19 protein-coding genes are annotated in these 14399 nt (G+C 68.8%); 5 read left to right on the top strand and 14 right to left on the bottom strand.

Annotation, left to right across the window (positions count from 1 at the left end; translation table 11 throughout):
- From AC1RSK_RS19050 to argH, 4 genes are read right to left on the bottom strand one after another with little or no spacing between them, the layout of a single operon-like run.
- Entirely contained in the window at positions 1-915 is a 915-nt protein-coding gene (locus tag AC1RSK_RS19050; RefSeq protein ID WP_492909214.1) for an aminoglycoside phosphotransferase family protein, read from the bottom strand.
- Positions 912-2183 carry a diaminopimelate decarboxylase gene (gene lysA, locus AC1RSK_RS19045; protein WP_492909212.1) on the bottom strand — a complete coding sequence of 424 codons (1272 nt, stop codon included), beginning with the start codon at positions 2181-2183 and terminating at the stop codon, positions 912-914. The genes AC1RSK_RS19050 and lysA overlap by 4 nt, the downstream gene beginning before the upstream one ends.
- A gap of 10 nt (positions 2184-2193) precedes the next feature.
- Positions 2194-2487 (bottom strand): LPS translocon maturation chaperone LptM, encoded by a 294-nt coding sequence (gene lptM / locus AC1RSK_RS19040; protein ID WP_492909210.1) that lies wholly within the window; start codon positions 2485-2487, stop codon positions 2194-2196.
- Positions 2484-3890, bottom strand: a complete 1407-nt coding sequence (gene argH / locus AC1RSK_RS19035) for an argininosuccinate lyase (RefSeq protein ID WP_492909208.1) — start codon at positions 3888-3890, stop codon at positions 2484-2486. The genes lptM and argH overlap by 4 nt, the downstream gene beginning before the upstream one ends.
- Between argH and AC1RSK_RS19030 the strand changes: the two genes are divergently transcribed.
- Together AC1RSK_RS19030 and AC1RSK_RS19025 are read left to right on the top strand one after the other, a co-directional pair.
- The gene (locus tag AC1RSK_RS19030; protein WP_492909206.1) at positions 3891-4508 is read left to right on the top strand and encodes a TlpA family protein disulfide reductase; all 618 of its coding nucleotides are present in this window, start codon (positions 3891-3893) and stop codon (positions 4506-4508) included. It begins immediately after the preceding gene.
- Positions 4508-5242, top strand: coding sequence for a GNAT family N-acetyltransferase (locus AC1RSK_RS19025; protein WP_492909204.1), 735 nt, complete (start codon positions 4508-4510; stop codon positions 5240-5242). The genes AC1RSK_RS19030 and AC1RSK_RS19025 overlap by 1 nt, the downstream gene beginning before the upstream one ends.
- Here the strand turns inward: AC1RSK_RS19025 and AC1RSK_RS19020 are convergent.
- From AC1RSK_RS19020 to AC1RSK_RS19005, 4 genes are all read right to left on the bottom strand, one after another.
- A complete protein-coding gene (locus AC1RSK_RS19020) occupies positions 5221-6132 on the bottom strand; it encodes a DMT family transporter (RefSeq protein ID WP_492909202.1) in 912 nt (303 codons plus the stop codon). The genes AC1RSK_RS19025 and AC1RSK_RS19020 overlap by 22 nt on opposite strands.
- Positions 6129-6956 carry a tRNA glutamyl-Q(34) synthetase GluQRS gene (gluQRS, locus tag AC1RSK_RS19015; RefSeq protein WP_492909200.1) on the bottom strand — a complete coding sequence of 276 codons (828 nt, stop codon included), beginning with the start codon at positions 6954-6956 and terminating at the stop codon, positions 6129-6131. Before gluQRS ends, AC1RSK_RS19020 begins: the two co-directional genes overlap by 4 nt.
- A 132-nt stretch (positions 6957-7088) precedes the next feature.
- Positions 7089-7511, bottom strand: coding sequence for a CBS domain-containing protein (locus AC1RSK_RS19010; protein WP_492909198.1), 423 nt, complete (start codon positions 7509-7511; stop codon positions 7089-7091).
- Between the two features lie 75 nt (positions 7512-7586).
- Positions 7587-8222: a TetR/AcrR family transcriptional regulator gene (locus tag AC1RSK_RS19005; protein WP_492909196.1), complete on the bottom strand. Its 636-nt coding sequence runs from the start codon at positions 8220-8222 to the stop codon at positions 7587-7589.
- 554 nt (positions 8223-8776) lie between these two features.
- Between AC1RSK_RS19005 and AC1RSK_RS19000 the strand changes: the two genes are divergently transcribed.
- Positions 8777-9337: an HNH endonuclease gene (locus AC1RSK_RS19000; RefSeq protein WP_492909194.1), complete on the top strand. Its 561-nt coding sequence runs from the start codon at positions 8777-8779 to the stop codon at positions 9335-9337.
- On the opposite strand, the gene AC1RSK_RS18995 is transcribed toward AC1RSK_RS19000, so the two are convergent.
- On the bottom strand, positions 9310-10287 hold the full coding sequence (locus tag AC1RSK_RS18995) for a hypothetical protein (protein ID WP_492909192.1): 978 nt from the start codon (positions 10285-10287) through the stop codon (positions 9310-9312). The genes AC1RSK_RS19000 and AC1RSK_RS18995 overlap by 28 nt on opposite strands.
- A 191-nt stretch (positions 10288-10478) precedes the next feature.
- A complete protein-coding gene (locus AC1RSK_RS18990) occupies positions 10479-10730 on the bottom strand; it encodes a hypothetical protein (protein ID WP_492909190.1) in 252 nt (83 codons plus the stop codon).
- 88 nt (positions 10731-10818) lie between these two features.
- Here AC1RSK_RS18990 and AC1RSK_RS18985 point away from each other — a divergent pair, with 88 nt between their 5' ends.
- Positions 10819-11184, top strand: coding sequence for a PilZ domain-containing protein (locus AC1RSK_RS18985; protein WP_492909188.1), 366 nt, complete (start codon positions 10819-10821; stop codon positions 11182-11184).
- Here AC1RSK_RS18985 and AC1RSK_RS18980 read toward each other — a convergent pair.
- The 4 genes from AC1RSK_RS18980 to AC1RSK_RS18965 are packed head-to-tail and all read right to left on the bottom strand — an operon-like array spanning position 11181 to position 13088.
- Positions 11181-11327: a hypothetical protein gene (locus tag AC1RSK_RS18980; RefSeq protein WP_492909187.1), complete on the bottom strand. Its 147-nt coding sequence runs from the start codon at positions 11325-11327 to the stop codon at positions 11181-11183. The two genes, AC1RSK_RS18985 and AC1RSK_RS18980, sit on opposite strands and share 4 nt — an antisense overlap.
- A 51-nt stretch (positions 11328-11378) precedes the next feature.
- Positions 11379-11942 (bottom strand): demethoxyubiquinone hydroxylase family protein, encoded by a 564-nt coding sequence (locus AC1RSK_RS18975; protein WP_492909185.1) that lies wholly within the window; start codon positions 11940-11942, stop codon positions 11379-11381.
- Complete coding sequence (locus AC1RSK_RS18970; RefSeq protein ID WP_492909183.1) at positions 11939-12478, bottom strand: disulfide bond formation protein B; 540 nt, start codon at positions 12476-12478, stop codon at positions 11939-11941. Before AC1RSK_RS18970 ends, AC1RSK_RS18975 begins: the two co-directional genes overlap by 4 nt.
- A gap of 10 nt (positions 12479-12488) precedes the next feature.
- On the bottom strand, positions 12489-13088 hold the full coding sequence (locus AC1RSK_RS18965) for a YqaA family protein (RefSeq protein ID WP_492909181.1): 600 nt from the start codon (positions 13086-13088) through the stop codon (positions 12489-12491).
- Positions 13089-13237: 149 nt separating this feature from the next.
- Here AC1RSK_RS18965 and hppD point away from each other — a divergent pair, with 149 nt between their 5' ends.
- Positions 13238-14323: a 4-hydroxyphenylpyruvate dioxygenase gene (gene hppD / locus AC1RSK_RS18960; RefSeq protein ID WP_492909179.1), complete on the top strand. Its 1086-nt coding sequence runs from the start codon at positions 13238-13240 to the stop codon at positions 14321-14323.
- Positions 14324-14399: the final 76 nt, after the last annotated feature.

Raw genomic sequence — 14399 nt, 5'->3', positions numbered from 1 at the left:
TCATACCTGACGCGCGGCGACGGCGAGCATGGCCGGGCCTTCCGGCAGGCCCACCCGCAGGCAGCTGAGGCCGGTCGAGACGCGCTCGATGAAGCCCCATTGCCAGATGGGTTCCTCGTCCAGACCGGTGAGCTGCGCCAGACGGCGGCAGCGGGCGCGGCCGCGGTCCAACGGGTCGCCGGCCAGGAGGTCGGACGACCATTCGCGCATGGGGATGGCCAGGTCGTAGGCCGGCTCGATGATAAGGCCGTCGGGATCAACGAACTTGAAGCCGCCGGGGTTGTGCGGATCGGCCAGGGTGTTCCAGCCGTGGGCGTCGCCGTGGGCCAGGACGCAGTTGGCGGGGTCGTGGGCGTCGGCGCGGGTTTCGGCGAAGGCCAGGGCGCGGTCGATGATGGCGCGGGGGCAGGGGTGGCCCAGGGCCGTCCAGGTGGTTTCGATGAAGGCGGCGAGGTCGGCGGCCTTTTCGGGGCCGGTCATCATGGGTTCGGCCGGCAGGGGCGCGGTCCAGGCTTGGCGGAGGGTCTGGCAGATGGCGACCATCTGCTCGTCGAGGGTGAGGCCGAGGCTGTCGAGCATGGGGCCGAGGCGCTCCAGCAGCATGGCGCGGCTGGCCGGGTCGTGGCGGAGGAGGGCGGCGTAGCCTCGGCCGGCGGCGGCCTGGAAGGTGCGGCGTTCGCGGTCGGTGGGGTCGGCGCCGGGGTAGGGCAGCTTGAGGACGGCGGGGACGCCGCTGTCGAGCGTGACCTCGACGACCAGGGCCTCGGTGCCGCCGGACATCACCGGGCCGATGGTCATGGACCAGGCGACGGCGAGATCGGCGACGGTTGTGTCGAGGGCGGCGAGCCAGGCGAGACCGGCCTCGCCCTGCTGCTCGGCGCGGCGGCGGACGATGTCGGGGAGGGCGAGGCTCACAGCCAGCTGGCCGGGGCCTCGCCGGCCAGCATTTCCTCGTAGGTGGGGCGGCGGCGGATGACGGCGAATTTGTCGCCGTGGACCAGCACCTCGGGGACCAGGGGGCGGCTGTTGTACTCGGATGCCATGGCCGCGCCGTAGGCCCCGGCGCTCATGAAAGCGACGAGGTCGCCGCTGTCGAGGCCGGGCATGATCCGGTCGCGGGTGAAGGTGTCGCCGGTCTCGCAGACCGGGCCGACGACGTCGAAGGGTTCCGGCTCGGCGTTGGTGGCGGCGACCGGGCGGATGTCGTGGAAGGCGTCGTACATGGCCGGGCGCAGCAGGTCGTTCATGGCCGCGTCGAGGACCAGGAACTTGCGGCCCTCGGGCCGCTCGTGCCGGTGCAGCACCTGGGCGACCAGGACGCCGGCGTTGGCGGCGATCATGCGGCCGGGCTCGAAGGCCAGCTGGACGTTCAGGTCGCCGATCACCCGGGCGATCATGGCGGCGTAGTCGGCCGGCGAGGGGGGCTCGGGCATGTTGAAGTAGGGCACGCCCAGGCCGCCGCCGAGGTCGAGGCGCTCGACGTGAAAGCCTTCGGCGCGGAGGTCGAGGACCAGGCCGCGCATCTTGGTGAAGGCCTGCTCGAAGGGGGTCAGGTCGCTGATCTGGCTGCCGATGTGGCAGGCGACGCCGAGGGGATTGAGGTGCGGGTGCTCGGCAGCCTTGGCGTAGAGGCGGCGGGCCTCGGTGAAGGAGACGCCGAACTTGTTCTCCGCCTTGCCGGTGGCGATCTTGGCGTGGCCGCCGGCCTCGACGTCGGGGTTGACCCGGAAGACGACGGGGGCCTGGAGGGTCAGGGTTTCGGCGATCTGGGCGATGAGGTCGAGTTCCGGTTCGGACTCAACGTTGATCTCGGCGACCCCGGCTTTCAGGGCGAACTCGATCTCCTGCGGGCGCTTGCCGACGCCGGAGAAGACGATGCGGCTGGCCGGGATGCCGGCGGCCAGGGCGCGGCGGATCTCGCCCTCGGAGACGGTGTCGGCCCCGGCCCCCAGGGCGCCCAGCACGCGCAGGACCGAGACGTTGCCGTTGGCCTTCACGGCATAGGCGATCAGCGGCTCGCCGAGATTGGCGTGGGTCCGCAGGGCCTCGCGGAAGACGTGGAAATGCCGCTCCAGCGTGGCCTGGCTGTAGACATAGACGGGGGTGCCCACCGCCTGCGCGATGGCGGCGAGGGAGACGTCTTCGCAGTAGAGGTCGCCGGAGCGGGTCTCGAAGTGATTCACCTAGACCTGCTTATTGGGGAGGCTTGCCGAAGGGATCGTTCGTGCCGGCGATCGGTTGCTGGCGGATGGTCGCGGTGCTGGAGGCCGGGTCGCGGACCTCCTGCGGCGAGCCGGGCTGGGCCGGCTTGTTGGCCTGGGCCGAGGCGGCGCGGCGGGCGGCCTCTTCCTTGGCGCGGGCGTCGGGCGCGCGCTCGTCCGGGCCCCAGAGCGGGCCGGGGCGTTCGAGGTCGCCGGTCTTGCCGCAGGCGGTCAGGAGCGGGGCCGCCAGGAGGGCGGCGGTGAGGATCGCGGTGCGGAGTTTCATGACAGGACTTCTTTCCAGCGGGCGATCTGGCTCTTCACCTGATCGGGAGCGGTTCCGCCATAGCTCTGCCGGCTGGCGGCGGAGGCGGCGGGGGTCAGCACCGAGTAAACGCCGTCGGTGATGCGCGGGTCCAGCGCCTTCAACTCAACAAGCGAAAGTTCGGGCAGGTCCACGCCCAGCTGCTCGGCCCGTTTGACGGCGGCGCCGGTCAGGTGGTGGGCCTGGCGGAAGGGCAGGTTCAGTTCGCGGACCAGCCAGTCGGCCAGATCGGTGGCGGTCGAGTAGCCGGAGCCGGCGGCGGCGGCCATCCTGTCCGTGTTGGGTTCGAGATCGGTCACCATGCCGGCCATGGCCAGCAGGGCCAGTTCCAGGGAGTCGAAGGCCTCGAAGGTCGGGACCTTGTCCTCCTGCATGTCCTTGGAATAGGTCAGCGGCAGGCCCTTCATGACCACCGTCAGGCTGGTGAAGCCTGCCAGGACCCGGCCGACCTTTGCCCGGGCCAGTTCGGCGGCGTCGGGGTTCTTCTTCTGCGGCATGATCGAGCTGCCGGTGGTGAAGGCGTCCGACAGCTTGATGAAGCCGAACTGCGGGGTCATCCACAGGACGATCTCTTCGGCCAGCCGCGAGAGGTGGGTGGCGGCGATCGAGGCGGCGGCGAGGGCTTCCAGCGCGAAGTCGCGGCTGGCCACCGAGTCGAGGCTGTTGGCGGTCGGGCGGTCGAAACCGAGGGCGGCCGCGGTCTGGTGGCGGTCGATGGGGAAGGGGCTGCCGGCCAGGGCGGCGGCGCCGAGCGGGCTTTCGTTCATGCGCACGCGGGCGTCGGCGAAGCGGGACGCGTCGCGGCCGAACATCTCGACATAGGCCATCAGGTGGTGGCCGAAAGTCACCGGCTGGGCCGGCTGCAGGTGGGTGAAGCCGGGCATCAGGGCGTCGGCGTGGGCCTCGGCCTTGGCGATCAGGGCGCGTTGCAGGGCCTTGAGTTGCTGCTGCGTGCGGTCGCAGGCCTCGCGGACCCAGAGGCGGAAGTCGAGAGCGACCTGGTCGTTGCGGCTGCGGGCGGTGTGCAGCCGGCCGGACGGTTCGCCGATCAATTCGGCCAGGCGGGCCTCCACATTCATGTGGATGTCTTCGTATTCGTCGCGGAACGGGAAGGTCCCGGCGGCCATCTCGGCCTCGATGGTCGAAAGACCGTGCTGGATTTGCGCCTCATCCTCGCTAGATATCGCCCCCACGGCGGCCAGCATGGCGGCGTGGGCTTTCGAACCGGCCAGGTCCTGGCTGGCGAGACGGCGGTCGAAGCCGATGGAGACATTGATGGCCTGCATCAGGTCCGCCGGCTTGGCGCTGAAACGCCCGCCCCACATGGCCTGGCCTGATGGTTTATGCGAGGAGTCGTCGGTCATATGAGCGAAGTGTCCAAGGCCGATCGGCGGCCCGATGTGATCCGGTGGGCGATAACGGTAGCCGTCCTGGTGGGCGTGCTGGCGGTTCTATATGTCATCCTGAGCGCGGTCATAGTCCCCAATGGGCCCGCGAACCTCGAAACCTTGAAGCGCGGCAAGCTGGCGAAGCTGGAGATCACCAAGGCGCCCAATCCGCCGCCGCCGACGGTGTTCAAGGATGCGGACGGCAAGGATGTCACCATCGCCGGCTTCAAGGGCAAGGTGACCGTCGTCAACTTCTGGGCCACCTGGTGCGCCCCCTGCCTGGTCGAGATGCCGACCTTCTCGCGGCTGGCGGCGACCTATGACGGCCAGCCGGTGGCGATCGTGGCGATCAGCATCGACAAGGACGACAAGGACATGCAGGCGCGGGCCTTCATGGCCAAGAACCGGCCGCTGGCCTACTACCGCGACGCCTCGGGCTCGATGCCCTTCCTGCTGAACCCGCAGGCGCAGGGCATGCCGACCACGGTGATCTACGACAAGAAGGGCGTCGAGCGGGCGCGGGTGTCGGGCGAGGCCGACTGGAGCGGGCCGGAGGCGATGGAGCTGGTGCGGTCGCTGCTGGCGGAGCCGTAGTGGACGCGGGCGCCATCGACAGTCTCGAGCGGATCGCCGACCGGGCCTGGCCGGCGGCCGAGCGGTCGAGCCTGGGGCCCTGGATCCTCAATGCCTCGACGGGCTGGTCGGGGCGGTTGAACGCCTGCTGGCCGCTGGGCGAGCCGCCCGTGCCGCTGGGCGAGGCGGTGGATGCGGTCGAGGCCTGGTATGCGGCGCGTGGATTGCCGCCGGTGTTCAAGCCGGCCGGGCCGCTGCCGGCGCTGGAGGCCGAGCTGGCGGGGCGGGGGTACCGGGCGCGGACACCGACCCTGATGATGGTGGCTGAGATTGCGGACGTGGCGCGGCCGGAGCGGGTCTTGGTGTCGGATACGGTCGGGGAGGCGTTCGAGCGGGTGTTCCTGGGGACGCAGGACAATCCCGCGGATGCCGCCGAGCGGATGGGAGCGTTCCATCGAATCGCCCGGCCGCGGGTGTTCGCGCGGATCGAGGTGGACGGCGCGCCGGTGGCGATCGGCGGCTCGGCGGTCGAGGGCGACTGGGCCGGGGTGTTCGGGATGCGGACCTTGGCGGCCTGGCGGCGCCAGGGTCTGGCGCAGGATATCGTCGCGGCCCTGATGGTTGGGGCGAGGGCGGCGGGAGCTTCGAAGGCCTATCTGCAGGTCGAGGCGCCGAACGCGCCGGCGATTGCGCTGTACGAGCGCTTCGGGTTCGCAACTGCGTTTGCCTACAGCTACTGGGACAAGCCTGCCTGATCGGTCTTCCGCTGGTCACGGGCAGCGGCCCACTGCGCCAGCGCCACGCCGGCCAGGGCGGCGAGGGCCCCGAGGCCTTGGAGCGGGGTCATGGCTTCGGTGAAGATCAGCCACCCCAGGAGCGCCGCCACGGCGGGTTGGACCAGGACGACGACGCTGGTGGTTGCGGTCGGCAGGCGGCCGAGCGCCCAGGCGATGGCGCCCTGGCCGGTGACGTGGACGATGGCCAACCCCAGGCAGGCGCCCCAGCCGGCCAGGCTGTCCGGAATGATGTCCTCGCCCATGGCCGCCATGATCACGGCCAGGCCGACGGCGCCGACCAGGCTGGACCAGAACATCACCGCCATGGTCCCGAAGCGGGCCCGGGCCTGGCGCACGCAGAGGAAGTAGGCGGCGTACCAGAGGGCGGTGGCGGCCGAGAGGATGTCGCCGAGCGGTGGGTTGGTTCCGGGCGCGGTCGCGCCGCGGCCGGCGGCCATGGTCCACGCGCCGATCAGGCCCAGCGCCATGCCGGCCAGGAAGATCGGGCCGACCCGCTCCTTGAAGACCAGGAAGCCGACGATGGTGACGACGATGGGGGTCAGGTTGGCCAGCACCGTGGCGTTGGCCACCGAGGTCATGCCGATGCCGTAGTGCCAGAAGGCCAGGTCGGCGGCGAAGAAGACGCCGGCCAGCATCAGGGCGGGGCTGGGCCAGGCGGGCGAGGGCTGGGCGGCCTTGAACAGCGAGGGGCGGAAGACGAAGGGGGCCAGCATCGGCAGGGCCAGCGCCAGGCGCCAGAAGCCGGCGGCGGCGGGGCCGGTCTCGGTCAGGCGCACGAAGATGGGGGCGAAGCCGATGGCGCAGGCGCCGGCCAGCAGGGCGATCAGCGGCAGCGCGCGACTGTTCACGTAAATCCTAGCTCCCGGCGCAGGTCTTCGGCGGTGACGCCGCTGGCGCGAATCTCCCGAAGGGTCTGCGCTTGGTCGCGCTTGGCGTAGCGCTTGCCGTCCGGTCCGACCAGCAGGGGATGGTGGCGGTAGGTCGGGGCCGGGAGGCCGAGGAGCGTCTGAAGGAGGCGCTGGACCGGGGTGGCCTCGTAGAGGTCCTGGCCGCGGATGACGTGGGTGACGCCCTGCAGGGCGTCGTCGACGACCACGGCCAGGTGATAGGCGACCCCGACGTCCTTGCGGGCCAGGACGATGTCGCCGGCGGTTGTCGGGTCGGCGGGGCGGGTCTCGTCGCCTTCGGTGAAGGTCAGGTCGAAGCCGCCGAGGTGGGCGCGGGCGGCGGCGAGGGACAGGCGCCAGGCGAAGGGCTGGCCGGCGGCGAGGCGCTGGGCCTCCTCGTCGGCGGAGAGCGGGGCGCCGACGTAGGCGGCGGGCAGGCCGTGCGGGGCGGACTGGGCGGCCTGGGCGATCTCCTTGCGGGTCTTGAAGCAGCGGTAGGCGAGGCCGGCGTCGCGGAGCTGGGTCAGGGCGGCGTCGTAGTCGGCCAGGTGGTCGGACTGGCGGCGGACCGGGGTCTCCCAGCTCAGGCCGAGCCAGGCCAGGTCTTCGAGGAGGGCGGTTTCGTACTCGGGACGGCAGCGGGTGACGTCGATGTCCTCGACGCGCAGGAGGAGGCGGCCGGATGCGGCGCGGGCGGCCTCGAAGGCGGTGAGGGCGGAATAGGCATGGCCCCGGTGGAGATGGCCGGTGGGCGAGGGGGCGAAGCGGGTGACGAAGGATGGCACGCGCCGTATTTAGCGCGGTGATCGGGGACATGTTCGGTTTTCATTGGAAAACCGTACGTGTCCCCTCTTTGGCGCCGGCAGGAAGAGGGGACACGTTGGCTTTCCTGCGGAAATCCAACATGTCCCCGGTGCTCAGTTATTCGCCGGCGCGTCCGACATCTCTTCCAGGATGGCGCCGGCCTTGCGGGCCGAGGCCTCCTGCGCGACGTCGCCGAGGGAGACGATGCCGGTCAGGTTCTGTTTGTCGTCGACGATCAGGATGCGGCGGATCTGCTTGTCCTGCATCTGAAAGATGACGTCGGCGATGGTGGCGTCCTCGCGGCAGGTCTGGACGTCGGTGGTCATCACTTCCGACACCTTGGTGTCGAAGCTGCGTTGTTCGCCGACGACGCGCAGGACGATGTCGCGGTCGGTGATGATGCCCTTGATCTGGCCGTCCTCGACGACGGGAATGGCGCCGGTGTCGATCTGGTTCATGCGCCGGGCGATGTCGGCGACGGTGTCCGAGGGTTTGGCGACCTGCGGATTGGCGGTCATGACGTCGGAAATCAGCATGGCGAGTGAGCCCCTTCAGCGGCTTTGGTGAGCCTGCCTAACGGGTGGGGCGTCGCCCGCGTTCCGTCGGGACCCTTAAGTGGAGGGGGTCTTGCGGTTGAACATGCCCAGGTGGCTGAGCACGGCGCGCAGGAAACCCTGGTCGCCGCCGAAGGCCTCCTTGAGGGGCGCGAACTGCTTGAACATGCTCATCTCGGCCAGGCCGTGGCCAGCGCACCAGGCGGCGATGGTGGCCAGCTCGACGTCGATGTCGGGGACATCGTCGCCGGCGACCTGGCGGAAGGCGCCGCGGACCAGGCAGTAGGCGCTGTCTTCCTTGTCCTGGATGCCCTCGGGCAGCATGTCCTTGTCGCGCGAGCAGTCATACATGACGCGGTAGAGGGCCGGGTGGTCCTGGGAGAACTGGACATAGGAGACGCCGATCTCGGTCAGGATGGCGCCCATGTCCGCGTCGCAGCGGGTCTTGGCGTCATTCATGGCCACGCCCAGGGCTTCCCAGCCGACATGGGCGACGGCGTCGAGCAGTTCGCCCTTGTCCTTGAAGTGGTGGTAGGGCGCGGCCGGGCTGACGCCGGCCTCGCGCGCCACGGCGCGCAGAGACAGGGCGCTGGGCCCTTCGCGCTCCAGGATCCGGACGGCGGCGTCGACCAGGGCGCGGCGAAGATCGCCGTGGTGGTAGGGGCGGATATCGGCAACAGCGGCGGTGCTCATTGAACCTGTATAAACTTTCATCCGAACGACGTAAAGATCATCTTGACAGCGCTTAGATCGGTGTTATCTAAGCACTGTCCAGATCGGACAAACCCTTCGCCCCCCTCCCCGGGTGAGACGAGGGGATCAACAGGGGGGCCACCATAAAATGGGGCCCACAACTTAAAAGGTGTGTGTCATGCAAGTTTCCAAACTGTCTTCGTTCGAGCGCCTCTTCGACCGTTCGGCCTCCGTGCTGTTTCTGGGCATGGGTCTGATCCTGGCCGGCGCGACGGCCTTCATCGGCCTGTAAGAACGATCGGGCAGGCGGCCGGCCCTCACCGGCCGCCAGCGCCCGCAGGTTTCCACGCGATCCAAGTCGCGCCCCTCGCGACAAAGAAAACTTCCAGGGCTCCTTCGGGGGCCCTTTTCTTTTGCGGCTGTGTCTTGGAGCCGTCGCCTATCGGCGCCATCTTCAATGGGCCGTCGGGAATGTTGGCGATTCCCGTGTATCGGCGGAAAGGCAGGCGGGTCTTCAGTCCGATTGCGTATTTCACATTGCGGGAGCTGGGGTGATGGAGATCACCAGCCATGCGCCGTCCGGTTGGCCCGCCCTTGTCCTGAACGCCGACTATCGGCCGCTCAGCTATTATCCGTTGTCCGTCTGGCCCTGGCAGGACGTGATCAAGGCGGTGTTCCTCGACCGCGTCGATGTGGTGTCGACCTATGACCAGGTGATCCGCAGTCCCTCGTTCGAGATGCGGCTGCCATCGGTGGTCTCCCTCAAGCAGTTCGTCAGCCAGGACCGGCCGCCAGCCTTCACGCGGTTCAACCTGTTCCTGCGCGACGCCTTTTCCTGTCAGTACTGCACCTCGACCATGGACCTGACGTTCGACCATGTGCTGCCGCGCTCGCGGGGCGGGCGGACGACCTGGGAGAACATCGTCACCGCCTGCGCCCCCTGTAATCTTGCCAAGGGCGGCCGCACGCCGCGCGAGGCCCACATGCATCCGCGCCGGGCCCCGCGCCGGCCCTCGATGCACGAGCTGCAGGAGCGCGGACGCCGGTTCCCGCCGGGACACCTGCACGAAAGCTGGCTCGACTACCTCTACTGGGACATCGAGCTGGAGGCGTAGGAGCGTTCCAGCAGGCGGGCGATGGACGGGAAGCGGCTGGCGGCCGCGTCGATCCAGGCCAGGCCCTTGGCGATCTCGGCGGCGTTGTTGGCCCGCGAGGTCGCCTGCAGATGGCGGCGGGTGGTCGGATTGAAGGCCTGGGTCGGGTTCTTGGCGTAGCGGCTCATCAGCGGACTGGCGACGATGGCCTGGATGACGGCCGGGTCGGCGGGCTGGCCCAGGTGGGCCAGGGCCTGAGTGAGACCTTCGGCCGGGTTCGCCAGGAAGACATCGAAGTCGATCCACAGCGCCTGGTCCGGGTGGGCGCGGGCGGCGGCGTCCATGGCCAGCATCTCCGCTGTCCAGACCAGGCCGGCGCGCTCGCCGACCGACATCGTGTGCAGTCGCCAGGGCTCGACGCCGAGACGGCGGTGCAGCCGGGCCATGGCGACGGTGGCCGAGCTGCGCACGTCGCCAAGGCCATGCTGGCTGGCCAGGACGCCGGCCAGCCAGCTTTCCGGGGCGGCGGTCATCATCAGGGCGCGGGGCTTGCTCGGGCGGGCCAGCAGGGCGGGGGCCAGTTCACTGGCCCAGCTGGTGGCCTTGACCAGCGGCGTCTGGCCGGGGGCGTAGGTGCGCGACCACAGCTTGAGACAGAGGCCGAGCACGGCCTCGAACCGCTCCGGCGACCACAGGCTTTCGGGGCGGGGCAGCTGGGCGTGGATCTGGGCCAGCAGGGGCAGGGCCGTCGGCTCGCGCAGGGAATGGATGCCCGGGACAGCGCCGAGCAGGCGCGACAGCAGGGTCGAGCCGACATGGCCGACGTGGAAGATGAAGTCGCAGCGCTCGGGCAGGTCCGCGGCGTGCTCGGCGATCTCGTCGAGACGGGCCCAGAGGCCGGGGGTGTCCTCGCCCAGCACCCGGTCGTCGAGGAAGCTGGCCTCGACGTAGTGGCGGCGTGTCAGGCGCACGAGATAGGCGGCTTCATGCACCGGATCGATGGAATGGAGGAGGATGTCCGGGGTGGCGGTGAGCTGGGGCCCTAGCCCGTGGAGGACGCGCGTCCCGCCTGTTTCAAACCCTGCATGCGGCATCCCGCCGCAGTACACCCTGTTTGAGTAAAGGGTGATTACAAATTGGAAACATTAAGCAATATCAATGTTCAGCGAGGCGGAGCCGTGTTCGGTCGTTGCGATTCCGTCTTGTTTCCCGAGGCCAGACGACGGGCGGCTTCCTCGATGACCCGCCTGCGAGATCCGCCAAGCCGCGGCCGGGCGGCGCGTTCCTTGGCGAAGAGGTGAGCTTCCTCGCCGTGCAGGTCGCGCATGTAGGACATCTCCAGCCGCACCTCGCGCTCGAAATCGTCCTTGTTGGTCTTGCGTTTGAACAGCACGGGGCCCCCTTCCGCGTCCATCTAGGCTCAAAATAGGCCCATTTCAGCCCACGAAAAGGGGGCTCGCATATCAACGTGTTGGCAATGCGACAGTGACTAGGATCAAGGCATGTCCAGTTCCATCGCGCCTCGTCCTGTCGAAAGACGCCGCAATCAACGCCAGCGCGCGCTGCTGACCGGCAAGCTGGCCACCGACCAGGCCAACATCACCATCGACTGCGTGATCAAGAACCTCAGCGCCGAAGGGGCCCTGGTCGAGACGCCGTCGCCGCACCTGATCCCCAACGAACTGCACCTGCTGCAGGTCCGCGAAGGCATCGCCTGGGACGCCAAGGTCGTCTGGCGGCGGGGCAACAAGGTCGGGCTGGAACTGCTTGAGCGCCATGACCTGCGCGAGACCACCGCGCGGCAACTCAAGGCGCTGCGTCACGTCTGGAAGCATATGGCCGGCGCCGCGCCGAAGGACGAGGACTAGGAAATCGTCGGCGGCGGCGTTGGATCGGTGGCAGGCGCGGGCCCCGGTTCGGTCGGCAGGCCGGGGTCGGTCGCCGGCGGCTCGGGATCGTAGGCCGGGGCGGGATCGGGCGTCGGTTCGAAGTCGGGGCCGGGATCGGACATGGGGTTACCTCTGGTTACAGAGGCAACCAGCCGCGAGCGTCCCGGGTTCCGCTAAATCTTCTCGCTGATCTTGATGGCCGCGCGGCAGCCGGCGCGGATGACCGCGGCCAGCAGCGGATAGCCAGGCGCCTCTCGGGCTCCTTCCCCTACCGCAATGTCCTTGTGGGCCAGTTCATCGTCGCGAAACTTGGTCAGTTCGGCGGCCAGCTCGGGCTCGCGCTTTTCCAGTTCGGCGATCTGGCCGGCATAGTGCTGCTCGATGACCGTCTCGACCGCCTCGGTGCAGGCGTGGGCGGCCTTCTCGCCGAGCAGGGCGGTGCCGGCCCCAAGGGCGAAGCCGGCCAGCCGCCAGACCGGCGACATCAGGGTGGGGCGGACGCCGCGTTCGTTGAGGATCTCGTCGAAACGGGAGAGGTGGACCTGCTCGTGGCCCTCCATCTCGGCCAGCTGGGCGGCGGTGCGACCCATGCCCGGCGCGCGGTCCATGACCGCCCGCTGGCCGCGGTAGATGTGGACGGCGGCCAGTTCGCCGGCCTGGTCGACCCGCAGAATCTCGGCCAGGCGCCCGGTCTGGGCCCCCATGCCGGGGCGGGCGGGGATGGGCTTGGCGCTCATTTCAGGAGGCCCGTCTTCGGTTCGGCCCCGGCGGCGATGAAGCTCCACACCGCCAGCTTCAGCGAGACGATGACGTTCCATCCGGCCATGGAGAGGCCGAGAAGCGACCAGACGATCTTGTCGCAGGCCGGGGCGGCGGCCTTGGCGCCGTTGAGCAGGTCCTGCACGCCCGCCGCCGAGGACCCGCCGGCCCCGCCGCTGCTGGAGCAGGCGGTCGGGCCCGGCCACCACAGCTGCTCGACCCCCGCGTGGTAGAAGGCCAGACCCGCCCCGAACAGGAAGACCAGGCCCAGGCCTAAGTCGAACCAGGGCGCGGTGCGGCGGCCCAGGGCGGTGCGGCGCACGACGATGGCGACGGCGGCGATGGCCATGGCGACCCAGTAGACCTCCCGCGCCCGCAGGCAGAGGGTGCAGGGCATCAGCAGCAGGAAGCTCTGGAAGGCGTGGGCGACGGCCAGCATCAGGGCGGCCGACAACAGCGCCGTCTCGGGCCAATGGCGCAGCAGGAAGGAGATCAGCCGTTTGAGCGCTTGCATCGAGGTGTCTCTAACAGACGGCTGGCGCGCCGCCCCCGAGGAAATGGGCGATGACGAATCCGGCGACAATGAGGACGATCACCCCCAGCGCGACCAGGCCCAGGCGCTTCTCGATGACCGGCAGCATGGCCGGGCCGGCGACCTTGACCACCCCGGCGACCAGGAAGAAACGGGCGGCGCGGGTGAGGGTGGCGGTGAGGATGAAGATCGGCAGGCTGAGCTTGCCCATGCCCATGGCGATGGTCACCAGCTTGAACGGGATTGGGGTCAGGCCCTTGATCAGCACGACCCAGGCCCCGTACTCGCGCACCCAGCACTGGAAGGTGTCGAGGTCGCCGGAGTTGCCGCTCAATGACAGCAGCCAGCGGCCGAGGTCCTGCAGGTAGTAGCCGATGGCGTAGCCGGCGAGGCCGCCGAGCACCGAGGCCAGGGTGCAGACAAAGGCATAGAACCAGGCGCGCTCGGGCCGCTTGAGCACCATCGGAGCCAGCATGACGTCCGGCGGGATGGGAAAGAACGACGCCTCGGCGAACGATACGGCGAAGAGGGCGGACGGGGCGTGCTTGGAACCGGCGAGGCCCATCACCCAATCGTAAAGTTTGCGCAGCATGAGCCCGTGCTAGAGGGCGGCGAGGAAAACGCCAAGCGGGATTTCGAACCGCGCGCATAGGCGGACGTTGATTGGGTCCGGCGCGTTGCGCAGATAGTTTCATATGATACTATCGTCAAAGCGACCCCCCGATCGGAAAGGCACCTCAGATGAACGCCCCCAGCACCACCAAGGACCTGTTCGACAACCCGCTTGGCACCGACGGCTTCGAGTTCGTCGAGTTCACCTCGCCCGATCCGGAAACCCTGAAGACCCTGTGGGAGCTGATGGGTTTCACGGCGGTGGCCAAACACCGCTCCAAGAACGTGCTGCGCTTCCGCCAGGGCGACATCAACTTCATCCTCAACATGGAGCCGGTCGGCCAGCCCGCCGAGTTCCAGGCCGCCCACGGCCCGTCGGCGAATGCCATGGCCTTCCGCGTGCGCGACGCCGCCAAGGCCTTCAAGCTGGCCGTCGAGCGCGGCGCCAAGCCGGTGCACGGCCTGGTCGGGCCGATGGAGCTGAACATCCCGGCCATTGAGGGCATCGGCGGGACAAACCTCTATCTGGTCGACCGCTACGGCGCCCACGAGATCTACGACGTCGACTTCCTGCCGATCGAGGGCGCCGAGGAGAAGCTGGCCACCAACGGCGTCGGCCTGACCTACCTCGACCACCTGACCCACAACGTGTTCCGGGGGAACATGGCCAAGTGGGCCGACTTCTACGAGCAGGTCTTCAACTTCCGCCAGATTCGCTACTTCGACATTGAGGGCAAGGTCACCGGCCTGTTCTCCAAGGCGATGACCAGCCCGGACGGCAAGATCCGCATCCCGCTGAACGAGAGCCAGGACGACCAGAGCCAGATCGAGGAGTTCCTGCGCGACTACAAGGGCGAGGGCATCCAGCACCTGGCCTTTGGAACCGACGACATCTTCGCCACCGTCGAGACCCTGCGCGAGCGCGGCGTGAAGTTCCAGCAGACGCCGGACAGCTACTACGAGCTGCTCGACGCCCGGGTGCCGGGCCATGGCGAGAACCTGCAACGGCTGCAGGCCGACAACATCCTGCTGGACGGCGCCCCGACCGAGGGCCAGGGCCTGCTGCTGCAGATCTTCACCGAGAATCTGATCGGCCCGATCTTCTTCGAGATCATCCAGCGCAAGGGCAACGAGGGCTTCGGCGAGGGCAACTTCAAGGCCCTGTTCGAGAGCATCGAGCTGGACCAGATCCGGCGCGGGGTTGTGCAGGCTTAAGGAGAACGGCGTTCTTGCGAACGTCATGAGTTAGCGATTGCGCTCCCCATTTCCGGTTCGCTAGGTTGACGCATCA

The sequence above is a fragment of the Caulobacter sp. GW821-FHT11A05 genome (genome assembly GCF_058809015.1).
Note: the sequence above shows the minus strand (reverse complement) of the source record. Positions and strands in the feature narration are given on the sequence as shown.